The sequence below is a fragment of the Lutibacter sp. HS1-25 genome (genome assembly GCF_004121075.1).
In the GTDB taxonomy this organism is placed as follows: Bacteria; Bacteroidota; Bacteroidia; order Flavobacteriales; family Flavobacteriaceae; genus Lutibacter.
The window spans coordinates 17,652-41,725 of sequence record NZ_RHLN01000012.1 but is presented as its reverse complement, the minus strand read 5'-3'; the positions used below and the strand labels follow the sequence as shown (position 1 = coordinate 41,725).

The window sequence follows — 24,074 nt, the reverse complement described above, 5'->3', positions numbered from 1 at the left end:
AAGTTTTTAATCTAAAACTGTACTATTGTAATAACTACTAATTGATAAAATTTTAAAAAATGAAAAAAATAGGAATCTTAATATTTGCCATTGCATTTATTGCAATGTCTTTTACATTGGTTGAAGAAAATTATACAGTTGATACTGCAAGTTCAAAAATCACATGGAAAGGATACAAACCAACAGGTGACCATTCGGGAACTATTATGTTAAAATCTGGTACTATTAAAATGAGTGCTGGTAAATTAAAATCTGGATTGTTTGTAGCTGATATGTCTTCAATAAAAGATAATGATGGCAGTGCAAAGTTAGAAGGTCATTTAAAATCTGCTGATTTTTTTGACGTTGAAGCTTTCGAAACTTCAAAATTTGAAGTTACAAAAACACACCATAAGGCTGGTAAAATGCATATAACTGGAAATTTAACAATTAAAGGCATTACCAAAGAAATTACTTTTGAAGCTGCAGTAGTTGCAAAAGGAAATACGGTTACTTTAACAAGTGAAACTTTTCAGGTTAACAGAGCTGATTACAATGTTAAATACAAGTCAAAATCGTTTTTTGACGATTTAAAAGATAAATTTATCAATGATGAATTTGACCTTCAAGTGACCATTGTTGCTAAAAAATAAACAAGGTTTACGCAAGTTAAAAGGCTGTTTTAAAAATTCAATTTTTTAAAACAGCCTTTTTTATTAAAGTAATTCCAGTTTCGAATGTTCTTTTACCGTACTCATTACAAAATTACTTTGCACATTTGCAACCGATGGTAAAACCGATAATTTATTTTTTAAAAATAACTGATACGATTTTATATTGGGAGTTACAATTTTTAACAAATAATCAAAATTACCAGCAATGTGGTAACAACCAATAATTTCGGGCATTTTTGAAGTTGCGTTTTCAAACTGTGTAATCAGTGTTTTTGAGTGTACTTGTAAAGTTACCTGACAAAAAACAACCAAATCCAACCCCACTTTTTCCTGATCCAATTCTGCAACATACCTTTTAATAATCCCCGATTTTTCCAATCTTTTTATACGATCGTAAGTAGGCGAAACAGTCAAATTTACTTTTAAAGCAATTTCCTTAATGTTGATTTTTGAGTTTTCTTGTAAAAGTGTTAAAATCTGTTTGTCGGTTGTGTCTAAATTCATTTTAGTAAATTTTCCTAAAATTAGTAAAAAATTTCAATAAAAACAGTAATATATATTGTTGTATTTGTTTATGAAAGTTTAAAATACTGAATATGTAAAATAATACAGAATATAAACTTGTTAATTGGTAAATTTGAGATAAATGTAATTTATTATGACAAATAAACCGGCAAATAACATTCAGGATTTACAGTATTTTGGCGAATTTGGAGGTGTAAATCCTTCAATATCAGACTCGGCAACGTATACTTTCTTACATGCCAAAACAATGCTCGATACATTTGAAGGTCATGCAGAAGGTTGCTATTTGTACTCACGACATACAAGTCCAAGTAATTTGTATTTAAGCAAAGCATTGGCTGCGATGGAATTTACTGAAACAGCAAATGTAGCTGCTTCAGGTATGGGCGCTATAACATCGGTAATTTTGCAGGTTTGTGGCGCTGGTGATCACATAATTTCAGCACGAACAATTTATGGAGGTACTTATGCTTTCTTAAAAAACTTTGCACCCAAACTAAACATCAATACTTCATTTGTAGATATTACTTCATTAGAAAAAGTAGAAGCAGCCATAAATCCTTCAACAAAAATGATTTATTGTGAGGCTATAAGTAACCCATTATTAGAAATTGCCAATCTTTCTGCATTGTCTAAAATTGCCAAAAAATACGATATTCTTTTGGTGGTAGACAATACTTTTTCGCCCATGATAATTTCGCCTCAAAAATTAGGCGCCAATATTACCATTCATAGTTTAACAAAATTTATAAACGGTACCAATGATACTGTTGGTGGTGTGGTTTGTGGTTCTCAAAAATTTATAGATAGTTTACGCAATGTAAATGATGGTGCCGCTATGCTTTTAGGACCTGTAATGGATAGTTTTAGGGCAGCAAGTATTTTAAAAAACCTGCGTACTTTGCATATTCGTATGAAAAAGCACAGCGAAAATGCCTTGTATTTAGCTCGGCATTTTGAAAATGATGGTTTAAAAGTGGTGTATCCAGGCTTGGAAAGTCATAAAGACCATAAACTTTTTAAATCTATGTTTAATGTTGAATATGGATTTGGAGGTATTTTAACTATTGATGTTGGCAATTTAGAAAAAGCCAATGAATTAATGGAATTAATGCAAAACGAAAATTTAGGCTATTTAGCTGTAAGTTTAGGATTTTATAAAACCCTTTTTAGCGCTCCAGGTACCAGTACATCTTCTGAAATACCTGTTGAAGAACAAGCAGCTATGGGACTTTCAAACGGAATTATACGTTTTTCAATAGGTTTAGACAACGATATTGAAAGAACTTATAAATCTATGAAGGATTGTATGAAACAAGTTGGAGTGTTGTAATTATTCTTTCTTTTTACACGTTGATGCCCCGCTCACATTCTGAGTGGGGTTTTTTGTTGCAAAAAAAATCAATTTTCCGTACTATTACATTTCTTAAAAAATAGTAGATGGATAGTAACGATAATTTATCGGAAATTGAGATTAACGAACAAAAAATAATTAAAAATAAGGAGTTGAATATTTGGGAAGCCATGATACCTGTGGTTTTGTTGATGTGTATGCTGGCTTATAATATTTTTTATGCAAATGGCGAATTGTTGGGCGAATATTCTAACCAGTTTATTTTACTGGCAGGTGGAGTTATTGCCGCAATAGTTGGTTTTTTTAATAAAGTGCGCATAAAAGGTATGTTTGTTGAAATTAAGGAAAATATGAAAAGCGTATTTGTGCCAATTATCATTTTATTTTTGGTTGGTGCTTTGGCTGGTACTTGGCTGGTAAGTGGTATTATTCCGGCAATGGTTTATTACGGTTTACAGGTGTTAAGCCCTGCAATTTTTTTACCGGCATCCGTTATTATTGCTTCAATAATTTCAATAGCAACAGGTAGCTCTTGGACAACATCAGCAACGGTTGGTATTGCATTGGTTGGAATTGGAACTGCACTGGGTATTCCAACCGGAATGATCGCGGGTGCTGTAATTTCGGGTGCTTATTTTGGAGATAAAATGTCGCCTTTAAGCGATACTACAAACTTAGCTCCAGCAATGGCAGGAACCGATTTGTTTACCCATATTGGGTATATGACTTATACAACTGTACCATCTTACATTATAACGTTAATTGTATTTTCTATTTTAAGTTTTACCATAGAAACCACAGGAAGTACAGATCTAAGTAGTTTGTTGCATTCTATAAACAGTACTTTTAATATTTCGCTTTACCTGTTTATTGTTCCTTTGGTTGTTATTGTTTTAATTGTTTTAAAAACAAGACCGTTAATTGCATTGGGAATTGGTGTTATTTTAGCAGCAATATTCGCTTTTATTTTTCAGCCTGAAATTTTAAATTCACTTTCTTCTTCAAAAATAAGTGCTATTATAAATGCGGTTTTTAGTGATACAGAAATTGTAACAGATAACGAAAAATTAAACGAACTTTTTAGTGCTGGAGGTATGAAAGGAATGTTGTGGACTATTTATCTTATTTGTTGTGCTATGGTTTTTGGTGGTATTATGGATGCCATTGGTGCTTTGGCAAGAATTACCAATGCATTGTTAAAAATAGCAAGTTCGGTTTTTGGTCTTTTTGCAAGTACGGTAATAAGTTGTGTTGGTTTAAATGCAATTGCATCAGACCAGTATTTGGCAATTGTTATACCAGGAAAAATGTTTAAAAAAGCGTATCAAGATAAAAATTTGGCGCCTGAAAATTTAAGTAGAACCTTAGAAGATTCGGGTACTGTAACTTCGGTTTTAATTCCTTGGAATACCTGTGGAGCTTACCAATCGGGTGTTTTGGGTGTGGGCGTTAGCGAGTATTTTATATATGCAATTTTTAACTGGTTGAGTCCAATAATGACTTTAACTTTTGCTGCATTTAATATTAAAATTAGACAACTGGTTAAGAAATAAATTATTGATGTTTTAGATTGATTAATACTAAAAAATAATATTAAAAAATGGGCTTATTTAATAAATTACTTGGAAATGCAAGTGAAGTTTCTTCGGAAAAATTAAATGAAAAATACAAAAGATTGCTTGTAAATGGCGAACAAGTTGAACTTGGGTTTAAACTTTTGAGAGATGTTTTTATGTTTACAAACAGAAGGTTAATTTTAATTGATATACAGGGAATTACAGGAAGTAAAGTCGAATACAAATCGATGCCCTATAAAAATATTTCAAGATTTTCACTAGAAACTGCAGGAACATTTGATTTGGATGCCGAATTGAAAATTTGGATTTCAAGTGAAGATACACCAACAGTTAGTAAAAAATTTAACAAAAGTATAGATGTTTACGAGGTGCAAAAATATTTGGCAGATAAAGTAATGTAATTTGTAAAGTGTTTTAAGTTATATAAGTAATGCTGTTAAACTTATCCTAAATAACACGTTATGAGGTGTTTGAAATTTTAGGATTCATTGTAATTGTTTAATTTTGCAAAACTGTCAATATCAAGCGTTGATAGTTTAATTTTTAATACAATGAGATGGAGTTAACACAAAATTATAAGTATCATTTTGATGCTTCTTTGGGGGTTTTATTTAAGTATTATTATGGTGAAATTAGTGTGACAGATATTTCATCTTCTTGGAAATATGCTTTTGACAATAATTTAATTCCAAAAGAAACCAAGGGTTTTGTAATTGATTATACCAATGCTAGTTTTGCTATGGAAGTTCAACAGCATAACTTAATAGCCGATTTTTACAGAGACCATATTGAAGAATTTGATAAATGTAAAATTGCTGTTATTACTTTAAATCCTAAAGACATAGTAATACCAATTTTGGTTGGATCTAAAAATCTTGGATGCGAATCTCAACCATTTAGTACGCTAGAAGCAGCCATAGAATGGGTGTTAAAATAAAATTATAAATGTTTTTTTATCATTAAAGAAAAAGGCTTCAAAAAAAAAATTAAATAAAGAAATTCCAAACCATACCTATTCTAAAGGTCAAATCTCGGTAAGGATAAGAAGGTGCTGAATAGTAGTTTCGCCCTGTAAATCCACCACTAAAATTTTCCAACTGTAAATAAAATCGAGTTCGTTGAATTCTAAAATTTAAAAAGAACTCTAACAACGGAAAGTTTCCAATATTAGTAGCATCTTGTAAGTAAAATTCACTTATTAAAGGGTTGTAAGCATTCATTAAATAATTGCTAAAATAGTTAAAAGTAACACCAGTTTGTAAGTAAAGCGGTTTGCCTTTAAATACATCTGTAGCATAGTACAAAGTGTTACGTGTTACCCATGTTGGAACTCTAAAAAACGATTGGCCAGTAACCACATTTTGATACATTACTGTATTGTCAAGTGAAAATTTACCAACAGTAAATTCTTTTAACAATTTAATTTTAAAATAGTTCAGTGTTTCGCTTGCTTGCTCAGGAAGTGACTCTTGATTAAAGTAAGTATAATTGTCAATTATATTGTAACTGGCTTCTACAGTTGCCCATTTTTCTGAATTAAAAGCACCTCCAAAAGTGGTTATTTTTTCGTTTCCAAAATTGTTTTGCCAATTGTATTTTATATAATCACTTTGGTATAATTGCTTGTTAAATTCGGGTACTTTTGATGTAAATTCGGCATATCCCTTAAAATTAAAAAGGTCATCCATTTTGTAGGTAATACCTGTTTTTATGGTGTTTCCGTTTAAATTTCCTATAGCAATTGTTGAAGCATCAGCAGTTAATTGTAAATCTCCAAAAGTTTTTACCCACTCTGCTCCAATTGAAAAAGCGTTTCCTTTTATTTTGTCTCCAATGGTTTTGTCATTGTAAAATAAAACACTGTTGTAATGGTAGTTGTAAGTAAAATAATCGACTTTAAATTTTACGCTTCCAGTGTAAACAGAATATAGTTTTAAAAACAATTCACCATTAAAAGTTTGGTAAGAAGTATGATCTTTAATAACACTTTCAAAAGCATTTCCGTAAATAGAACTTGCACTCGTTTGATTGAAACGATAATGTTCTGTTTCGTATAATAACGAGTTTCCTAGTTGAAGGTTAAACAATTGCTTTTCAATTTTATCAATTACAGAAAGTGTGTCTTTTTTTAACTCTAATGAAGTCAATGCAACAGCATCTAAAGACAAGCTATCTATAGGTTTTACAGCATCTTTTTGTGCTAATTTAATTGATTTTTGAATAGAATCATTTGGTTTTATTCGAAAGTTTTTATGCAGCGAGTCAAGTGGTTTTGGTGTTTTAATCTGACTTTTCACATTGTTTTTTTCAAAGCTTCTATTTGAAAACAAAGTAACAATTTGATCAATATAATAACGTTTTCCCTCCAACGTATTATCGGCATTGTTGTAATTTACTTCAAGTCTAGAACGGTCGTTGTAATTTGGATTGTTGTTTTCAAAATAAATGACAGACTGTGGTGTCAATCCACCATTTTGTTCATTGTTTAAATTATAACCATACATATGTCCACGTAAATAGTAACGCTTATTTTTTGTGTGGTAATTAAATGAAGTTCTAAAATTTCTTTGATCTGATTTTGAATTTTGATAGCGACCTTCAGATTTTACGCCTTTATACGCAATATATATATTAAACTCCTTTGAGGTGTTTGCAGTTAAAAATACATCAGCCACTTGCCCTTGTTGAATCCCTTTTCGGTACATCAATTCTGAAGTTGGCGTAGGAACACGATAATAATAAATATCGTTTAAAGTGTAATAATTAAATTGCTTGGCATTAAAACCAATACTTGGTAGCACAGCACTGTTGTAAAAATTATACCCCAAATTATTAAAAGTCTCACCTTGGTTGGCAAATTCTATCAACTCAAAATTATCTTTTCTTAAAAAGTTAAATTTGTATTTTTTTTGAATTGTAAGTATGGTATCAACAATTGTTGTATCGTTGTTAAGAGCTATTAATTTATAGTCTTTATAACTTGTTTTTCCGTCAATAGTAACTTTACGTTCTTTACGGTATAGCAAACTATCACTTTGATAATTGGTATTTGTATCATTATAACCATTGTTGGTTATTTGACCAAAACCATTTAAACAAAACAGTCCAAAAATTGCGATTAAAAACATGTTTCTCATAAGAGGCAAAGGTAAAATATTTGATTGAAATGAGCGACAATAAATTATTTGATAAATTAGTCTAATTTTACAGCTTAATTTTAAGAAATGGCACTTCAAAAATTTTATTTAAAAAACTGTGTAGAAGCAGGTACAGACGAGGCTGGAAGAGGTTGTTTGGCGGGACCTGTTGTGGCTGCTGCCGTTATTTTGCCTGCCAATTTTGAACATCCACTGTTAAACGATTCTAAACAATTAACCGAAAACCAACGTCAAATTTTAAGACCAATTATTGAAAAAGAAGCTCTTGCTTTTGGAGTGTCGTTTATTTCAGAAGAAAAAATAGACGAAATCAACATTTTACAAGCTTCAATTTTGGGAATGCACAAAGCCATAAAAAAGCTAGCTATTATACCCGAGCATATTATTGTTGATGGTAATAAATTTAAGCCATATAAAAATATTCCGCACACAACTATTGTAAAAGGAGATTCAAAATTTATGAGTATTGCCGCAGCTTCAGTTTTGGCAAAAACCTATAGAGATGAATTTATGGAGAAAATTGATGCTGAATTTCCTATGTATTTATGGAAACAAAACAAAGGATATCCCACTAAAAAGCACCGAGATGTTATAAGAGAATGTGGTCCAACCTGCTATCACCGTAAAACATTTAAATTGTTACCAGAACAGTTAAAATTAAAATTGTAGTTGTAAAATGTAGCTATAAAATGATACATTTGCTATCCTTAAAAATAAACCAATGATTAAAAGAACCAGAGCAGCCATTTCAAAATTTATTATTCATAAAGTTGGTAATAAATTTAACAGCGCCACAAATATATTTTCAGAAAACGTGATTACTTTTGATGAAGAAAGTTACGAGTTAATGAAACCTTTTTTATTAAAATCGTTTGGAAATTTAACCGAAAGTTACCGTTTTAATCACCATTCAAATGTTGAATTAAATGAGATTAACAACTATACTTCTCAAATTTTTCAAGACAACGAATCGTTTGTTGAAGTTTCAAAAAACATTGTAAAACATTTGTTTGAACAATCAAATTCGGCACAAATTAAAACAGGTGACGTAATTATTGCTTTGTTTGAAGATATTGAGTTTAAAGAAGTAGTTACCCAAGCTGTAGGTATTTTTAAAATTGAAAATAAGTTGAATTTCTTTCAAACTTATACAGAAAATAACAGTTTGGATATTTTTGTTCAAAGTGGTATTAGTACCCGAAAACTAGACAAAGGTTGTTTAATTATCAATTCTTCTGACGCTGAAGGTAGAGCGGTTTTAAGTATTGATACCAACAATTACGATGCGCAATATTGGATTAAAAACTTTTTAAGTGTTAAGTTGGCCGATGATAGCAACCAGCATACCCAAAATTATTTAGAAATGTGTAAAGATTTTTCTGATGAAATTATCAAAGAAGATTTTGGAATGCAGGAAAAATCTAAATTTTTAGCAAAAACTGTCGATTTTTTTAAAGAAAATGAAGATGTAAATATTGAAAGTTTTAAAGAAGAAGTTTTTGAAGAAAACAACGATTATAAATCAATGTTTGATGACTATAAAAAGCAATATGAAGAATTAAATGATGTGTTTGTTCGCAATCAGTTTGCAATTTCAGATGCTGTAGTAAAAAAGCAAAAGCAAAAACTAAAAACGGAAATTAAGCTAGATACCAACATTCAAATAAAATTGGATATCGACTCACCCGATGCTTCAGCTGAGTATTTAGAAAAAGGCTACGACGAAGAGCGTAAAATGAAATATTACAAAGTATTTTTTAACGACGAGGAGTAAAACTTAGTCTGAAAGTTTGAATGTCGAAAGTTAAGTGAAATGCCCTCTTGAGAGGGGTTAGGTGGTATGTTTTTAAAGTCAAAAGTTTAAAAGTTTTGCTCACTAAGCGTAGTTGAAGTGTGGTTGGAAAACCTCAGGTTCACTTCAAAACGAAGCTAAAACCTCAATAAAACTTCAAAGTTCACTAAGTTTAATACAAAGCGCTCAGCGCATTATATTTTTTAGTGAACTCTGTAAGTTTTTTATGTATTTTGTGGTAAGGTTGATTGAAACGGTAAACTTAAAGCTATCAACTTTTTAACCAACAAATTCAACTTCAAAAAGTTCAGTAAAATGTTTTAAAATTTTAGCTTTTACTTCTTCCATAGGGATTTGTTTACCTAGTTCGGCTTCCATAGATGTTACTGCTTTTCCTTTTATTCCGCAGGGAATAATATTGTCAAAATAACCTAAGTTGGCATTTACATTTAACGCAAAACCGTGCATAGTAACCCAACGACTGGTACGAACACCCAAAGCACAAATTTTACGGGCAAATGGCGTACCAACATCTAGCCAAACACCTGTTTCGCCTTCACTTCTTTCAGATTTAATACCGTATTCTTCAAGGGTTTTGATAATAATTTCTTCTAAAAAACGTAGGTATTTATGAATATCAGTAAAAAAATTATCTAAGTCAATAATAGGGTAACCAACCAATTGCCCAGGACCGTGATAGGTAATGTCACCACCGCGATTGATTTTGTAAAATGTAGCACCTTTTTCAACCAATTGTTCTTCATTTAACAACAAATTACTCATATCTCCACTTTTACCTAAAGTGTAAACATGAGGGTGTTCAACAAAAATAAAATAGTTGTTAGTTGGGTTTGTTAAATTATTACGTCTGTTATCAACTTTTACGTCAATAATTTTTTGAAATAATGTTTCTTGATATTCCCAAGTTTCTTTGTAATCTTTTAAACCTAAGTCAATTAATGTAACTTTTTGCATTAGTTGTTTGGATTGTTATTAATAATTAAAGCTGCAATTACACCAGGAACCCAGCCCAGGCAAGTTAAAATAAATACAATTATTAAAGAACCACAGCCTTTATCTACAACAGCCAAAGGTGGAAAAATAATACAAAGTATAACTCTAAAACAGCCCATTTAATGTTTTTTCAAAGGTCACATAATTATATGTACTATGCAACGTTAAATTGTTACAAATAATTACAATTAAAATGTATTTTTGTTGAATGAGTATTGAAGTTAAAAATATTACCAAATTATACGGAGAACAGCAAGCCTTAAATAATGTAAGTTTTACAATTAATAAGGGTGAAATTGTTGGTTTTTTAGGGCCAAATGGTGCTGGGAAATCTACTATGATGAAAATTATTACAGGTTATATTGATGCCTCTGAAGGTGCTGTAATAGTTAATAATTTTGATATTTTTATTGATAAAATTGCTGCTCAAAAAAGTATTGGCTATTTGCCAGAACACAATCCGTTGTATTTAGATATGTATGTACGCGAGTATTTACAATTTAATGCTGAAATTCACAAAATTGCAAAAGTTGAAGTCGAAAATTGCATTCAAAAAGTAGGTTTAACTCCTGAAGCACATAAAAAAATAAATCAGCTTTCAAAAGGCTATCGTCAGCGTGTTGGCTTGGCTGCTGCTTTGTTACACAATCCAGAAGTGTTGATTTTAGATGAACCAACTACAGGTTTAGATCCTAACCAACTTTTGGAAGTAAGAAATTTAATTAAGGAAGTTGGGAAAGATAAAACGGTACTTTTTTCGACACATATAATGCAAGAAGTTGAGGCCATTTGCAATCGTGTAATTGTAATTAACAAGGGGCAATTGATTGTAGATAAAAAGTTAAGTGATTTTAAAGAAAATGAAGAACAAATAATTGAAGTTGAATTTGATTTTAAAATTGAAAAACGTTTTTTTGAAAGCATTCCGTATTTAAAATCTGCCGATAATTTTCATGACACTTCTTGGGTTTTAACATTTTCAACTACTATTGATATGCGTTCAAAAGTATTTGATTTTGCACACGATAATGGCTTAAAAATATTGCAATTAAACACTAAAAATAAAAATTTAGAAAGTTTATTTAGAGCGTTAACTACTTAAAAATAAGTTTGCCGTAATTACCCAAAGCTTCCAAAGTTACTGTAGGTGGCTGGTTGTAAGAAATTACGTTTCCGGTAGAATGAATTGTGCCTGTTAAACTTTGAATAGGATAAACAACCATATCATTAGAGCTAACCTGTTTTACATTGATGTTTTGGGCTTTAAAATTTTTACCTTCAAAACGCGTATCTCCATCTGAAAAATTGATATCTAATTTGTTGGTAGTGCCTTCTAAATTAAAAACAGCAATACCATTTCCCCAAATAGAAACACTTTGGTTTTTAATGTTTAAATACCAATCTCCAACAGATAAAAATCGGCTTTTATCACCAACAGACATAAGGTATAGTGTAGGGTAGGTTAGCACACCATTTGAGGTAACATTAAATTCGGAAGCATTTCTAATACGTGTTAAGTTTGGAACTGTAATGTATATTTTGGTTAAATCGTATTCTCTTATAAAATTACAAGTATTGTGATTTTTCAATATCAATTCGTTGTTAATAATTTCAACACTAATATCGTTTTGTAAATTTTCACCTGTTTCTACAATTACTTTTTGCGTATCGCCTTGGGTAATAATTAATGATATGTGTTCGTGTACTACTACTTTGTCAAAAAACGGAACATCAACTTCTTTTTGAGTTGTTTTTCCTGCAGTTTGAAAACAATTGTTGGCATTTTCACTGTTGCAGCTTCCAATAAGTATTAGTGTAATTATGTAAATTATTTTTTTCAACATGATTTTAAATTCTAATTCCTATTCCAAATTCAGCAGTTTCAGCATTGGCAGCATGGGCTTTTAAGCGTATTGATAAAAACCATTTGTTGTTGATAATGTATCTTTTTAAGCCCAAAGTTTCATACACTCTTCCATCATAAGGAAAAGGATATTTTACATAATAACCAACAGATCCAACTATAGATAATTTGTTGATAAACAATTCGTAACCTGCAAAAAGGCTAATTCTTGAAAACGAATCAACTTCGCCTAAATCAGATATTGGAATTGTTAAATTAATGTCGTAATAATTTTTTAACATAGGTGAAATATACAAATCAGATCCAATTTGAAATGCAGATTTTCTACTAATGCGTTTGTCTAAATATGCTGAAGCTACAAAAAACGGTTTTATACCACTATTGATAATTGACGACTCGTTAGCGCCACCTCTAATTGCCAAATTTAGTTTTATTGGCTCTGTAAATTTTTCAGTATTAGAAGGTGGAATAAATGTAATAGCAGGTTCTTTTGGTGTTAAATTGTAGTTTAAACCTGCAGTAATTGCCCAAGTATTAACGCCTGAGTTGGGTGATTTTAAATTGGCATTTGATGCGTGAACAAAGGTCAATCCTGCTGTAACACCTAAATTATCTAATAAATAATTGCGTTGGTAATACAATTTAAAATAAGTGCTAGAGTTAATAGCGGTTCCAAAAGCAGTATTTTTGTTGTTATTATCTTTATCGTATGGTTTTGTGTTGTACGCCAAACCAATTCCTGCACGAACTACTAACTGATTGGGCGAAGTTCTGTTAGTTAAGTAAAAATTATAATGACTATAAAGCGAATAAAGTTCGCCAAGTACCTTTGATTTATAATCTTGATATCCAAATGAAATACCAACATCAGGATATTTGTACAGGCCTTGCCAGTTTTTTAAACCATAAGTTTTTATGTTGTAACTGGCAAAAACACCTGTTGGATGACCTTGTAAAAATATTGTTGCATCTGGATTGGTGTTTAGTATGTTGCCATAAAAATAATCTGCTTGAAAATAGGAAGGTTTGGTTTGACCAAAACTCATTTGCCAATACAATAGTAACAACGCAATAATTGTTTTTCTCATGAACAATTCAATCTTAATTAAGTTTAAAGTTTATTTGTTCTTTGTTAAGTACTTCAATAAATTCATTTGAAATATCAACTTTAAAACTTCTACTAGGTAAATTAAGCGTTATGTTTTCTTCAGAGTCGAACACAACAAAACTCAGGTTTTTTGTACCTTTAAATTTATTGAAAATGGTATTTAATTTTTGAATATTGCCTTCGTTAATATCGTTTAATGAAATATTTAAGGTTATTTTTTTTGAAAATTCTTCTAAAATATCTTGTAACATTTGTATGGTTCCAAAAGTAATTCTAACATCGTTATTCCAGCCTTTTCTGCAGAAAATTTTGGCATAAATAAAGGCATTTGGCACTAAAAAATGTCTGAATTTTAAATATTCTTCACCAAAAAGTCTAAATTCGTGAGAGCCGCTATAATCTTCTAAGTTAAAAGATGCCCAGCCTTTTCCGTTTTTTGAAACACGGTGTTCAACATTGGTAATAATACCGCCAACAGCTAAATCTTTATTTATCAATTCGGCCTGATTTTGAAAAACAGCCAATGGTGTATTGCAATAATAACGTATTTCAGTTTTAAAATCGTCTAAAGGATGCCCAGAAATATAAATACCAACCAATTCTTTTTCTTTTGAAAGTGCTTCCATCATACCCCATTTTTGCGCGTGTGGAATTTCAGGTTCAGGAAATTGAATTTCAGAAGCTTCACCAAACATAGATATTTGTGCAGAATTTTTATTTTCCTGATATTTATTACCGTATCTAATGGCTCTTTCAATAAAAGTCACACCTTTTTCGTCTAATTGGTAGTATTGAGCGCGGTGAACATTTGTGAAAGAATCTAATCCGCCAGCCATTGCCAAACCGTCAAATGCTTTTTTGTTTGCAGCTCTCAAATCAACACGTTTTGTAAGGTCGAAAATTGAAGTGAAATTGCCATTTTTTGAGCGTTCTTCAACAATAGCATCAACAGCAGCAGCTCCAACTCCTTTAATAGCACCCATTCCAAAACGAATGGCTCCATCTTTATTTACAGCAAATTTATAATAAGATTCATTTACATCTGGTCCTAAAACAGGAATTTCAGCACGTTTGCATTCTTCCATAAAAAAGGTAACCTGCTTAATGTCATTCATATTATTAGACAATACAGACGCCATATATTCAGCAGGGTAATGTGCTTTTAAATAGGCTGTTTGGTAGGCAATATAAGCGTAACATGTTGAGTGTGATTTGTTAAAAGCATAGGCTGCAAAAGCCTCCCAATCTTTCCAAACTTTTTCTAATTTATCTTCTGGGTGGTTGTTGTTTTTTCCTCCTTCAATAAATTTAGGTTTCAATTTTTCAAGTAAGGCAAATATTTTTTTACCCATTGCTTTTCGCAACATATCGGCTTCACCTTTGGTAAAACCCGCTATTTTTTGCGAAAGTAACATCACTTGCTCTTGATAAACGGTAATTCCATACGTTTCTTTTAGGTATTCTTCCATACCATCTAAATCGTAGGTAATATCTTCACGTCCGTGTTTTCGATCAATAAAAGATGGAATATATTCCATTGGACCTGGTCTGTACAATGCGTTCATGGCAATTAAATCGGCAAACTCTGTTGGTCTTAACGATTTCATGTGCTTTTGCATTCCGGGCGATTCGTATTGAAAAACGCCAATGGTTTCACCTTTTTGAAAAAGCTCGTATGTTTTTGGATCGTCTAACGGAAAATCGTCTGGAATTAAATCTATTCCATGTTTTGCTTTTACAATTTTAACGGTATCTTTAATTAAGGTCAGTGTTTTAAGACCCAAGAAGTCCATTTTTAATAAACCCGCAGTTTCCACAACATTGTTGTCGAACTGGGTTACATACATTGCAGAATCTTTAGCGGTTGCTACAGGAACCAAGTTTGTAATAGGTTCTGGTGTAATAATTACGCCACAAGCATGTGTGCCCGTATTACGCACAGAGCCCTCTAAAGCACAGGCTTGTTTAATAGTTAGCGCATCTAAATTGTTGCTTTCAGCTATTTTTCTAAGTTCTATTACATTTTCAAATTCTTCAGATTTTAGCCCTTTTATTTTGTCTTTGCTTTTTTGATCTTCGCCAAAAATATTTTGCAGTTTAACGCCCGGAATTAATTTGGCAATCCTGTCGGCATCCATTAAAGGTAAATCAAGTACACGTGCAGTATCTCTAATTGAAGATTTTGCTGCCATAGTACCGTAGGTAATAATTTGAGCTACCTGACTTGCGCCGTACTTTTCAATTACAAAATCAATAACTCTTTGGCGGCCTTCATCATCAAAATCAATATCAATATCGGGTAATGATACACGATCGGGATTTAAGAAACGCTCAAAAAGTAAATCGTATTTAATGGGGTCAATGTTTGTAATCCACAAACAATAGGCAACTGCAGATCCTGCTGCAGAACCACGTCCGGGACCAACCGATACATCCATTTTACGTGCCTCTAAAATAAAATCCCAAACAATTAAAAAGTAACCAGGATATCCGGTTTTTTCAATAACTGCAAGTTCAAAATCCAAGCGTTCCTTTATATCGTCGCTAAAATTTTCGCCATAACGTTTTTTTGCACCTTCGTAAGTTAAGTGTTTTAAATAAGCATTTTCACCTCTTACGCCACCATCTGTAAGATCTTCGGGATTAATAAATTCTTTTGGAATGTCGAATTTAGGTAATAAAACATTTCTAGCTAAAGTATAAACTTCTATTTTATCTACTATTTCTTGTATGTTTGAAATGGCTTCCGGAATGTCTTTAAACAAATCTTTCATTTGTTCCTGAGACTTAAAGTAGTACTCGTTATTTGGCAAACCATAACGATAACCTCGACCACGTCCTTTTGGTGTTGCCTGTTTTTCACCATCTTTTACACACAATAAAATATCGTGCGCTTCAGCCTCTTCTTCGGTAGTATAAAATGTGTTGTTAGTAGCTATTAATTTTATTTGGTGTTTTTTTGAAAACGCTATTAAAACATCGTTTACATGGTTTTCATTTTCTTGATTGTGACGCATTAACTCTAGGTAAAAGTCGTCTCCAAATTGTTCTTTCCACCAAATCAAAGCTTCTTCGGCCTGACTTTCACCTACGTTTAATATTTTACTTGGTATTTCACCATATAAATTTCCTGAAAGTACAATTAAATCTTCTTTGTGCGCTTCAATAATTTTTTTATCAATTCTTGGAACGTAGTAAAAACCATCAGTATGTGAAAGTGACGACATTTTAGCCAAGTTGTGATAGCCATTTTTGTTTTTGGCTAATATTACAATTTGGTAACCATTGTCTTTATTGCTTTTGTCAGTATGGTCTTCGCAAACATTAAATTCACATCCTAAAATTGGTTTTAAAATGCTTTTAGGTTGTTGGCCTTCGGCTAAATTACTGTTGTGTTTTTCAACAGTTCCATTGTATGCAAGAGCATCTCTAACAAAGTAAAAAGCGCCCATCATATTACCGCTGTCTGTTAAGGCAACGGCTGGCATATTGTTTTTTATAGCGGCATTGATAAGATTGCCAACGCTAGATGTAGATTGTAAAATAGAGAATTGAGAATGGCAATGTAAATGTGCAAATTGAGCACTTTTAAAATCGCTTATAATTTCTTTGGAATGAACAATATCTTCTTCAGAATTATTAGCGGTTTTTAAACTTAATTTACGACTCTCTTTTTTTAAGTTAACATGATTTAACCCTATAACATTAATTGTTGAAGGATTTTTTGCGTCAAAATGCTGAAAATAATCAGCAGTAACATCCAATTCCTCTTTTGTAAAAACACGTTGTCTTATCAACTCAAAAAAGCAACGCGTTGTTGCCTCTACATCGGCAGTTGCATTGTGCGCTTCAGAAAAAGGCTTTTGAAATAAATACTGGTGAAGCTCGGTTAATGTTGGTAATTTAAATTTACCACCTCTACCACCAGGAATTTGACACAATGTTGCTGTTGTTTCTGTACAGGTGTCTAAAACAGGTAAGCTGTTTAAATCTGTTTGAATGTTTTTTCTAACAAATTCACAACCCATAATATTTAAATCAAAATTTACATTTTGACCTACTACAAATTTTGATTTTGAAAGGGCTTCATTAAAAAGTTGCAATACTTTTTCAAGACTTTCTCCTTTTTCCTCGGCTAATTGGGTTGAAATACCATGAATTTTTTCAGCATCAAAAGGAATGTTGAAATTTTCAGGTTTAATTAAATAATCCTGATGTTCTATTACTTCACCATATTCATTGTGTAATTGCCAAGCTATTTGAATACACCTAGGCCAATTGTCGGTATCGGAAATTGGAGCATTCCATTTTTTTGGTAAACCAGTGGTCTCAGTGTCAAATATTAAAAACATTTATGGTGTATTTTTTTGATAAGAAAATAGAATTTTTAAAATTATGAATTTTAATATTTTGAAGATTGAATTAATTGTGTTATTTATTAACAATTAAATTTGAAGGTTATTTATCTCATATTCAGTAAGCTGGTTAACCAATTTAGCGATTCAACAAAATACATAAATGTGTTAAATCTGTATATAAAAGTTAAATTAAGCTAAAACCTAATATTCGTCATATTTTATTTTTTAATTTAAGTATAATTTTACCGCATTAATAGCATATTGTATCAATTTAATTATGACAAAACTGGATTTAGACAGTTATAAAACACCACAAGTTAACTTAATAAAACATGAAGGAGTTATCTCAAAAATCTCTGATGTGGGTTATACGGTTTCTTTAAAAGGAAACGTAAGTTGTGAAGGGTGTAAGGCGCAGTCTGCATGTGGAGTTTCAGATTCAAACGATAAAGAAATTGAAATTTTTAGTAACGACCAATCTTTTCAGTTAAATGAATCAGTTGATGTGGTTTTGAAAAAAGAATTGGGTTTAAAAGCGGTGTTTTGGGCATATGTTTTTCCTTTTATCCTTTTGTTTGTAGTTTTAATTATCACTTCTTTATTTTTAAAAGAATGGATTGCCGGGTTGGTGTCAATAGCTATTCTAGTACCTTATTATTTAGTGATTTATTTTATGAAAGATGCATTTCAAAAAGTATTTCAAGTTTCAATTTTAAAATTTAACTAAAAAAATTAAAAATGACAGATTCCGTGTTATATAGTGTTTTGCTATTAGCTTCTTTAGGAGTAGTTGCCGCAGTTGTGCTGTATATTGTTTCTAAAAAGTTTTATGTGTACGAAAATCCTTTAATTGGGGAGGTTGACGAAATTTTACCAGGTGCAAATTGTGCTGGTTGTGGTTCGCCGGGTTGTAAATCTTTTGCTGAAAAATTGGTGAATACTGAAGATATTTCAGATTTATTTTGTCCAGTAGGAGGAAATGATGTTATGAAATTAGTAGCAGCTAAATTAGGAAAAGAGGTAACTGAAAAAGACCCAACGGTAGCAGTTTTACGTTGTCAGGGAGGTTGTGATGTGCGTCCTAAAACTTCAGAATATCAAGGGCCAAGAACCTGTGCTATTTCTGCAATGATTTATAGTGGAGAAACCGATTGTCAGTTTGGTTGTTTGGGTGATGGAGATTGTGTAAATGTGTGTGATTTTGATGCCATGTATATGGATGAAGCTACAGGTTTACCGGTAATTATTACCGACAAATGTACTTCGTGTGGTGCTTGTGTAAAAGCTTGTCCGCGTGATATTATTGAAATGCGTCCAAAAAATAAAAAGGATTTAAAAATATTTGTTGGATGTTTAAATGAAGACAAAGGTGGTATTGCCAAAAAAGCATGTGCTGTAGCATGTATTGGTTGTTCTAAGTGTGAAGATATTTGCCCTAAAGATGCCGTTTTAATGGAAAATAATTTGGCATATATAGACCCTGCATTGTGTACACTTTGTAGAAAATGTGTAGAGGTTTGTCCAACACATTCAATTATAGAAACTAATTTTCCTCCTAAAAAAGAGAAAAAAGTAGTAGAGAAAAAGGTTGAAGAGAAAACACCAGAAATTGAAAAAGTTGCAGTTGTAAAAGAAACAGTTACTGTTGAATCAAATAATACAAAAACGGATGCTTAAAACATTTCCAAAAGGAGGGATTCATCCTCCAGAAAATAAAATCACGTCTTCAAAAGAAATTAAAAGAATGAAGGTGCCAACAGCTGTTAGTGTTCCTATTGCTCAGCATATTGGAATTCCTGCTGAAATTGTGGTTCAGGCAAAAGAAAAAGTTGCAAAAGGTCAGGTAATTGCAAAATCTGGTGGGTTTGTTTCTTCAAATATTCATTCGCCTGTTGCAGGTACAGTTACCAAATTAGACTTAATTATTGATACAAGTGGATATAAAAAACAATGTATTGTAATTAGAACAGACCCAAAAGATCCTTCAAATTTTGAGGAAATTGAGTTGCCTTTAAAAACAGATATTGAGCTTGAGCCAAAAGAAATTTTACAAAAAATTACCGATTGTGGTATTGTTGGTTTGGGTGGTGCTACGTTTCCTTCACAGGTAAAATTAAATGTTAGAGAAGGTTCAAAACTAGACTACCTTATTATAAATGGTGTAGAGTGTGAACCATATTTAACAGCTGATCACCGCTTAATGCTTGAAAAAGCTGAAGAAATTGTGGTTGGTATTAAAATTTTAATGAAGGCTTTAAATTTACAAAAGGCTGTTATTGGAATTGAAAACAATAAAAAAGATGCCATTGGTCTTTTTAAAAGTGTCATCAAAAAAGAAGATGGTATTCAAGTTGCTGCTTTACAAGTAAAATATCCGCAAGGTGGTGAAAAGCAGTTGGTTAAAGCTATTTTAGGTCGTGAAGTTCCAAAAAACGGATTGCCTTTAGATGTAGGTGTAATTGTGCACAATGTGGGTACTATTTACGCTATTTATGAAGCCATTCAGTACAATAAACCTTTAACTGAGCGTGTTGTTACGGTAACAGGTAAAAAATTAGAAAACCCTTCAAATTTTTGGGTGAAAATAGGAACTTCTATTAAGGATTTAGTTGCTGAAGTTGGTGGTTTGCCAGAAGGAACTAGAAAATTAGTAAATGGAGGTCCAATGATGGGGAAAGCAATTAAAAATACCGATGTGCCAGTAACCAAAGGAACTTCGGGTATTTTGATGATTTCTGAAGAAGAGGCGAGTAGAGGAAAGGCAGAAAATTGTATTCGTTGTGGCGAATGTGTTTTTGTTTGTCCAATGGGATTAGAACCTCATTTATTGATGAATTTATCAGAAAAAGGATTTTATGAAAAAGCTTCAGGTGAAGATATTATGACTTGTATTGAATGTGGTTCATGTAGTTATGTTTGTCCATCTAGCCGTCCTTTATTAGATTATATCCGCTTCGGAAAAAATATTGTTAAAAAATTAGAAACCTCTAAAAATTAAAATGAGTCAACCTATTATTATATCGGCCTCACCGCACGTACATTCCAGTAAAACATCAAAAAAAGTAATGTACGATGTGGTTATCGCTTTAGTTCCAGCATTTTTAGTTTCACTATATGTATTTGGATTTAGCGCATTGTTATTAACTGCAGTTGCAGTAATTTCTTGTATTTTATTTGAATTTTTAATTCAAAAGTATTTATTAAAAACCGAAGTAACAGTTGCAGATGGTTCTGCATTAATTACGGGTATTTTGTTGGCTTTTAACTTGCCTGCAGGATTGCCAATTTGGATGATTGTTGTTGGTAGTTTGGTAGCAATTGGTGTTGCTAAAATGTCGTTTGGCGGACTAGGATTTAACATTTTTAATCCTGCTTTGGTAGGGCGTGTGTTTTTACTGGTTTCATTTCCTGTACAAATGACAATGTGGCCATTACCTGATGGGATTACCGGAGCTACTACTTTAGGAATTATTAAAGAAGGTTTGATGTTTGGAAATACAATGACAGACATTAGCGCTCAACTGCCATCTAATATGGATATGTTTTTAGGAATAACAGCAGGTTCTATTGGTGAAATGTCTGCTTTGGCATTGTTACTTGGTGGTGTTTATTTGTTAATTAGAAAAGTAATTACTTGGCATATTCCTGTTACTATTTTAGCTACAATGGCTGTTATGACAGGTGTTTTTTGGGTAGTTAACCCAGAGAGTTATGCAAGTCCGTTAATTCATATTTTATCGGGTGGAGCTATTTTGGGTGCATTTTTTATGGCAACAGATATGGTAACCAGCCCAATGACCAGAAAAGGGATGATTATTTTTGCAATTGGTATTGCTGTAATTACTGTAGTTATTCGTTTGTTTGGAGCTTATCCAGAAGGGGTTTCGTTTGCAATAATCATTATGAATGCCTTTGTGCCACTTATTAATAAATATTTTAAACCTCGCCGATTTGGTGCAAAAATCAAATCTAAAATTGTATAATCATGAGTAAAAATAAAGATACATTTATTAATATGGTGGTTTCGCTATTTGTAATCACTATTATTTCAGGTTTTTCATTGGGTTATGTAAACGAATTAACCGTTGGGCCAATTGCCAAAGGTAAAATTGAACGTAAAGTAGTTGCCTTAAAAATGGTATTACCTGAGTTTGATAACAATCCAGTTGAAGAAGTTATTATGTTAAAATCTGCTTCTGCTAAAGATTCAGTTGAAGTCTATCCAGCTTTTAAAAACGGTGAGTTTGTTGGTGCAGCTGTAATTGGTTCTACTGAAAAAGGATTTAGTGGATTGGTTAAAATTATGGTTGGTTTTAAACCAGATGGAACCATTCAAAATATTGAAGTATTAGAACAAAAAGAAACACCAGGTTTAGGAACAAAAATGAAGGATGAATCATTTATTGCTCAATTTAGAGATAAAAATCCTTCAACATTTAATGTTAAACCAACCAAAGATCAAGGTAATGTAGACGCTTTAACAGGCGCAACTATTTCAACAAGAGCTTTTGGAGATGCTGTGCAAATGGCTTATGATGAGTTTATGTTAAATAATAGTTCAATTATAGCACTTAAAAATTAAAAAGAATGGCAGAATCTGTAAATCAAACCCAGAATTTTTTAAAAGGGATTGTAAAAGAAAATCCAATTTTTGTAATGTTATTAGGGATGTGTCCTACTTTAGGAGTCACCTCATCAGCATTTAACGGATTGGGAATGGGCGTAGCAACTATGTTTGTATTGATAATGAGTAATATTGTTGTTTCTTTAGTAAAATCTCAAATACCAAGCAAGGTTCGTATACCTGCATTTATTATTATCATCGCATCGTTTGTTACCATTGTTGAAATGATTTTAGAAGCATTTGTACCTTTTTTATATGAGCAATTAGGAATTTTTATTCCGTTAATTGTTGTTAACTGTATTATTTTAGGAAGAGCAGAATCTTTTGCTTCTAAAAACAACGCACTTTCATCATTAATAGATGGTTTAGGAATGGGATTGGGTTTTACGTTGGCATTAACAATTTTAGGAGCAACACGTGAGATTTTAGGAAACGGAAGTGTTTTTGGATTTAAATTTGTTCCTGCAGATGCAAACACATTTATCCTATTTATTTTACCTCCGGGAGCATTTATTGCACTCGCTTATTTAACTGTTTTATTTAACAAATCAACCACTAAAACAACTTAAAAATGGATTATATTATTATACTTATTGCTGCGGTTTTTGTTAACAACATTGTACTAGCTCAATTTTTAGGAATTTGCCCTTTTTTAGGGGTGTCAAGCAAAGTATCAACTTCGGTTGGTATGTCAGGAGCTGTATTGTTTGTAATGACCATTGCAACTATGGCAACTTATTTATTACACCAATATATATTGGTTCCTGCAGGTTTAGATTATTTAAGAACCATTACTTTTATTTTGGTAATTGCCGCATTGGTTCAAATGGTTGAAATTATGTTGAAAAAAGTGAGTCCGCCATTGTATCAGGCATTAGGGGTTTTCTTGCCATTAATTACAACAAACTGTGCTGTACTTGGGGTTGCTATTTTAGCTTTAGGTTTAGAAGGCGGAAGTTTGTTGAAAGCCGTATTTTTTGCAGTTTCAAACTCGTTGGGTTTTGCTTTGGCATTGATTGTTTTTGCAAGTATTCGTGAGCATTTAGAATTGGCAAATATTCCAAAAGGAATGAAAGGAGTACCTATTAACTTATTGGTTGCAGGTTTACTTTCGTTGGCATTTTTAGGATTTACCGGATTGGTTTAAATGTTGAATGGTTTAAGGGTGTAAAGGTTTATTGGTATATAGGAGCAAAGGTTAAAAGTTATGAAAATTTGTAATTGAACTTTGTTAATTATCAATTCGGATCTGAAAAGCTGTCAACAATTTAATATTGAGCACTTTAAATGGAATATCGTAAAATAGCAATCTATATTCTTTTCTCTTTGTTCTTTTTCTAAGTTGAAGAATTTTTAAAATCACATTTCAATTCGAAATAACCTAAAATACAGATTGTTATTTCAAAAAAACACATTATATTTGCAAACTCAAATTTATAACCAAGGTCGAGAACCTTTAAAATTAAAAAAGAATGCCAGTAAAAATTAGATTACAAAGACACGGTAAAAAAGGAAAACCATTTTATTGGGTAGTTGCTGCAGATGCACGTGCTACAAGAGACGGAAAGTACTTAGAAAAATTAGGAACATACAATCCTAACAGCAACCCAGCAATTATTGATTTAGATGTTGATGGAGCCGTAAAATGGTTGCAAAATGGTGCACAACCAACTGATACTGCAAAAGCAATTTTATCTTATAAAGGTGTTTTGCTAAAAAATCATTTAGCAGGTGGTGTTAGAAAAGGTGCTTTAACTCAAGAGCAAGCTGAAGAAAAATTCCAAGCTTGGTTAGATGAAAAAGCTGGTAAAATTACTGCAAAAGTTGATGGTTTAGCTAAGTCTAAAGCTGATGCAAAAGCTGCAATTTTAGCAAATGAAGTAAAAATTAATGCAGAGCGTTTAGCTGCTGCAAATGCTGCTATTAAAGCTGAGGCTGATGCAAAAGCTGCTGCAGAAGCTGCAAATGCAGTTGTAGAAGAAGAAGCTGCTCCATCTATTGATGATGAACAAGCTGCTGCTCAAGAAGGAAAAACTGAGTAAATTAA

At 31.8% G+C, this 24,074-nt stretch carries 23 protein-coding genes; 16 read left to right on the top strand and 7 right to left on the bottom strand.

The annotated features are described in order from the left end of the window. Positions 1-59 precede the first annotated feature (59 nt). Positions 60-632 carry a YceI family protein gene (locus EC396_RS06330; protein ID WP_129365863.1) on the top strand — a complete coding sequence of 191 codons (573 nt, stop codon included), beginning with the start codon at positions 60-62 and terminating at the stop codon, positions 630-632. A gap of 63 nt (positions 633-695) precedes the next feature. Here the strand turns inward: EC396_RS06330 and EC396_RS06325 are convergent, their stop codons facing one another. Then, a complete protein-coding gene (locus tag EC396_RS06325; protein WP_129365862.1) occupies positions 696-1,157 on the bottom strand; it encodes an Lrp/AsnC family transcriptional regulator in 462 nt (153 codons plus the stop codon). A 154-nt stretch (positions 1,158-1,311) separates the two neighbouring features. Between EC396_RS06325 and EC396_RS06320 the strand changes: the two genes are divergently transcribed. From EC396_RS06320 to EC396_RS06305, 4 genes are all read left to right on the top strand, one after another. Beyond that, positions 1,312-2,511 carry an aminotransferase class I/II-fold pyridoxal phosphate-dependent enzyme gene (locus tag EC396_RS06320; RefSeq protein WP_129365861.1) on the top strand — a complete coding sequence of 400 codons (1,200 nt, stop codon included), beginning with the start codon at positions 1,312-1,314 and terminating at the stop codon, positions 2,509-2,511. 107 nt (positions 2,512-2,618) lie between these two features. Further along, positions 2,619-4,085 (top strand): Na+/H+ antiporter NhaC, encoded by a 1,467-nt coding sequence (gene nhaC / locus EC396_RS06315; protein WP_129365860.1) that lies wholly within the window; start codon positions 2,619-2,621, stop codon positions 4,083-4,085. Between the two features lie 47 nt (positions 4,086-4,132). Continuing rightward, positions 4,133-4,510, top strand: coding sequence for a PH domain-containing protein (locus EC396_RS06310; protein ID WP_129365859.1), 378 nt, complete (start codon positions 4,133-4,135; stop codon positions 4,508-4,510). Positions 4,511-4,665: 155 nt separating this feature from the next. Beyond that, complete coding sequence (locus EC396_RS06305; protein ID WP_129365858.1) at positions 4,666-5,046, top strand: hypothetical protein; 381 nt, start codon at positions 4,666-4,668, stop codon at positions 5,044-5,046. A gap of 49 nt (positions 5,047-5,095) precedes the next feature. On the opposite strand, the gene EC396_RS06300 is transcribed toward EC396_RS06305, so the two are convergent. Then, positions 5,096-7,246 carry a putative porin gene (locus tag EC396_RS06300; protein ID WP_129365857.1) on the bottom strand — a complete coding sequence of 717 codons (2,151 nt, stop codon included), beginning with the start codon at positions 7,244-7,246 and terminating at the stop codon, positions 5,096-5,098. A gap of 87 nt (positions 7,247-7,333) precedes the next feature. On the opposite strand from EC396_RS06300, the gene EC396_RS06295 reads away from it, so the two are divergent. Continuing rightward, positions 7,334-7,936, top strand: a complete 603-nt coding sequence (locus EC396_RS06295; RefSeq protein ID WP_129365856.1) for a ribonuclease HII — start codon at positions 7,334-7,336, stop codon at positions 7,934-7,936. A 52-nt stretch (positions 7,937-7,988) separates the two neighbouring features. Next, the gene (locus tag EC396_RS06290; RefSeq protein WP_129365855.1) at positions 7,989-9,041 is read left to right on the top strand and encodes a nucleoid-associated protein; all 1,053 of its coding nucleotides are present in this window, start codon (positions 7,989-7,991) and stop codon (positions 9,039-9,041) included. 297 nt (positions 9,042-9,338) lie between these two features. Here the strand turns inward: EC396_RS06290 and lipB are convergent, their stop codons facing one another. Continuing rightward, complete coding sequence (lipB, locus tag EC396_RS06285) at positions 9,339-10,034, bottom strand: lipoyl(octanoyl) transferase LipB (protein WP_129365854.1); 696 nt, start codon at positions 10,032-10,034, stop codon at positions 9,339-9,341. Beyond that, on the bottom strand, positions 10,034-10,192 hold the full coding sequence (locus EC396_RS06280; protein ID WP_129365853.1) for a YqaE/Pmp3 family membrane protein: 159 nt from the start codon (positions 10,190-10,192) through the stop codon (positions 10,034-10,036). Before EC396_RS06280 ends, lipB begins: the two co-directional genes overlap by 1 nt. Positions 10,193-10,281: 89 nt before the next feature. Between EC396_RS06280 and gldA the strand changes: the two genes are divergently transcribed. Continuing rightward, positions 10,282-11,175 carry a gliding motility-associated ABC transporter ATP-binding subunit GldA gene (gene gldA / locus EC396_RS06275; protein WP_129365852.1) on the top strand — a complete coding sequence of 298 codons (894 nt, stop codon included), beginning with the start codon at positions 10,282-10,284 and terminating at the stop codon, positions 11,173-11,175. Here the strand turns inward: gldA and EC396_RS06270 are convergent. Genes EC396_RS06270 through dnaE form a run of 3 tightly spaced genes read right to left on the bottom strand, consistent with a single transcriptional unit; the run spans position 11,168 to position 17,397 of the window. Continuing rightward, positions 11,168-11,917, bottom strand: coding sequence for a head GIN domain-containing protein (locus EC396_RS06270; RefSeq protein WP_129365851.1), 750 nt, complete (start codon positions 11,915-11,917; stop codon positions 11,168-11,170). The genes gldA and EC396_RS06270 overlap by 8 nt on opposite strands. Positions 11,918-11,921: 4 nt before the next feature. Continuing rightward, on the bottom strand, positions 11,922-13,025 hold the full coding sequence (locus EC396_RS06265) for an acyloxyacyl hydrolase (protein WP_240665645.1): 1,104 nt from the start codon (positions 13,023-13,025) through the stop codon (positions 11,922-11,924). Positions 13,026-13,038: 13 nt separating this feature from the next. Next, entirely contained in the window at positions 13,039-17,397 is a 4,359-nt protein-coding gene (dnaE, locus tag EC396_RS06260; protein WP_129365850.1) for a DNA polymerase III subunit alpha, read from the bottom strand. A gap of 283 nt (positions 17,398-17,680) precedes the next feature. Between dnaE and EC396_RS06255 the strand changes: the two genes are divergently transcribed. The 8 genes from EC396_RS06255 to EC396_RS06220 all read left to right on the top strand — a co-directional run bounded on the left by EC396_RS06255 (position 17,681) and on the right by EC396_RS06220 (position 24,069). Continuing rightward, positions 17,681-18,130, top strand: coding sequence for a SoxR reducing system RseC family protein (locus tag EC396_RS06255; protein ID WP_129365849.1), 450 nt, complete (start codon positions 17,681-17,683; stop codon positions 18,128-18,130). Positions 18,131-18,141: 11 nt separating this feature from the next. Continuing rightward, positions 18,142-19,080, top strand: a complete 939-nt coding sequence (locus tag EC396_RS06250; protein WP_129365848.1) for a Fe-S cluster domain-containing protein — start codon at positions 18,142-18,144, stop codon at positions 19,078-19,080. Then, on the top strand, positions 19,073-20,401 hold the full coding sequence (gene rsxC / locus EC396_RS06245; protein ID WP_129365847.1) for an electron transport complex subunit RsxC: 1,329 nt from the start codon (positions 19,073-19,075) through the stop codon (positions 20,399-20,401). Before EC396_RS06250 ends, rsxC begins: the two co-directional genes overlap by 8 nt. Before the next feature lies 1 nt (position 20,402). Continuing rightward, positions 20,403-21,386 (top strand): RnfABCDGE type electron transport complex subunit D, encoded by a 984-nt coding sequence (locus tag EC396_RS06240; protein ID WP_129365846.1) that lies wholly within the window; start codon positions 20,403-20,405, stop codon positions 21,384-21,386. Positions 21,387-21,388: 2 nt separating this feature from the next. After that, positions 21,389-21,985, top strand: a complete 597-nt coding sequence (locus EC396_RS06235) for an RnfABCDGE type electron transport complex subunit G (RefSeq protein ID WP_129365845.1) — start codon at positions 21,389-21,391, stop codon at positions 21,983-21,985. 5 nt (positions 21,986-21,990) lie between these two features. Beyond that, positions 21,991-22,596 (top strand): RnfABCDGE type electron transport complex subunit E, encoded by a 606-nt coding sequence (locus EC396_RS06230; RefSeq protein WP_129365844.1) that lies wholly within the window; start codon positions 21,991-21,993, stop codon positions 22,594-22,596. Between the two features lie 2 nt (positions 22,597-22,598). Further along, a complete protein-coding gene (locus EC396_RS06225; RefSeq protein WP_129365843.1) occupies positions 22,599-23,174 on the top strand; it encodes an electron transport complex protein RnfA in 576 nt (191 codons plus the stop codon). Between the two features lie 325 nt (positions 23,175-23,499). Continuing rightward, positions 23,500-24,069, top strand: a complete 570-nt coding sequence (locus EC396_RS06220) for a 30S ribosomal protein S16 (protein ID WP_129365842.1) — start codon at positions 23,500-23,502, stop codon at positions 24,067-24,069. Positions 24,070-24,074 lie beyond the last annotated feature (5 nt).

Excerpts from the sequence above, each read along its gene's own strand:
- EC396_RS06280 (WP_129365853.1), bottom strand. The coding sequence starts at position 10,192 with ATGGGCTGTTTTAGAGTTATACTTTGTATTATTTTTCCACCTTTGGCT.
- EC396_RS06305 (WP_129365858.1), top strand. The coding sequence starts at position 4,666 with ATGGAGTTAACACAAAATTATAAGTATCATTTTGATGCTTCTTTGGGG.
- EC396_RS06270 (WP_129365851.1), bottom strand. The coding sequence starts at position 11,917 with ATGTTGAAAAAAATAATTTACATAATTACACTAATACTTATTGGAAGC.
- EC396_RS06330 (WP_129365863.1), top strand. The coding sequence starts at position 60 with ATGAAAAAAATAGGAATCTTAATATTTGCCATTGCATTTATTGCAATG.
- EC396_RS06320 (WP_129365861.1), top strand. The coding sequence starts at position 1,312 with ATGACAAATAAACCGGCAAATAACATTCAGGATTTACAGTATTTTGGC.
- EC396_RS06235 (WP_129365845.1), top strand. The coding sequence starts at position 21,389 with ATGAGTAAAAATAAAGATACATTTATTAATATGGTGGTTTCGCTATTT.
- EC396_RS06250 (WP_129365848.1), top strand. The coding sequence starts at position 18,142 with ATGACAGATTCCGTGTTATATAGTGTTTTGCTATTAGCTTCTTTAGGA.
- EC396_RS06225 (WP_129365843.1), top strand. The coding sequence starts at position 22,599 with ATGGATTATATTATTATACTTATTGCTGCGGTTTTTGTTAACAACATT.
- EC396_RS06310 (WP_129365859.1), top strand. The coding sequence starts at position 4,133 with ATGGGCTTATTTAATAAATTACTTGGAAATGCAAGTGAAGTTTCTTCG.
- EC396_RS06240 (WP_129365846.1), top strand. The coding sequence starts at position 20,403 with ATGAGTCAACCTATTATTATATCGGCCTCACCGCACGTACATTCCAGT.
- dnaE (WP_129365850.1), bottom strand. The coding sequence starts at position 17,397 with ATGTTTTTAATATTTGACACTGAGACCACTGGTTTACCAAAAAAATGG.
- EC396_RS06295 (WP_129365856.1), top strand. The coding sequence starts at position 7,334 with ATGGCACTTCAAAAATTTTATTTAAAAAACTGTGTAGAAGCAGGTACA.
- EC396_RS06230 (WP_129365844.1), top strand. The coding sequence starts at position 21,991 with ATGGCAGAATCTGTAAATCAAACCCAGAATTTTTTAAAAGGGATTGTA.
- EC396_RS06325 (WP_129365862.1), bottom strand. The coding sequence starts at position 1,157 with ATGAATTTAGACACAACCGACAAACAGATTTTAACACTTTTACAAGAA.
- rsxC (WP_129365847.1), top strand. The coding sequence starts at position 19,073 with ATGCTTAAAACATTTCCAAAAGGAGGGATTCATCCTCCAGAAAATAAA.
- lipB (WP_129365854.1), bottom strand. The coding sequence starts at position 10,034 with ATGCAAAAAGTTACATTAATTGACTTAGGTTTAAAAGATTACAAAGAA.
- EC396_RS06265 (WP_240665645.1), bottom strand. The coding sequence starts at position 13,025 with ATGAGAAAAACAATTATTGCGTTGTTACTATTGTATTGGCAAATGAGT.
- EC396_RS06255 (WP_129365849.1), top strand. The coding sequence starts at position 17,681 with ATGACAAAACTGGATTTAGACAGTTATAAAACACCACAAGTTAACTTA.
- EC396_RS06290 (WP_129365855.1), top strand. The coding sequence starts at position 7,989 with ATGATTAAAAGAACCAGAGCAGCCATTTCAAAATTTATTATTCATAAA.
- nhaC (WP_129365860.1), top strand. The coding sequence starts at position 2,619 with ATGGATAGTAACGATAATTTATCGGAAATTGAGATTAACGAACAAAAA.
- EC396_RS06300 (WP_129365857.1), bottom strand. The coding sequence starts at position 7,246 with ATGAGAAACATGTTTTTAATCGCAATTTTTGGACTGTTTTGTTTAAAT.
- gldA (WP_129365852.1), top strand. The coding sequence starts at position 10,282 with ATGAGTATTGAAGTTAAAAATATTACCAAATTATACGGAGAACAGCAA.
- EC396_RS06220 (WP_129365842.1), top strand. The coding sequence starts at position 23,500 with ATGCCAGTAAAAATTAGATTACAAAGACACGGTAAAAAAGGAAAACCA.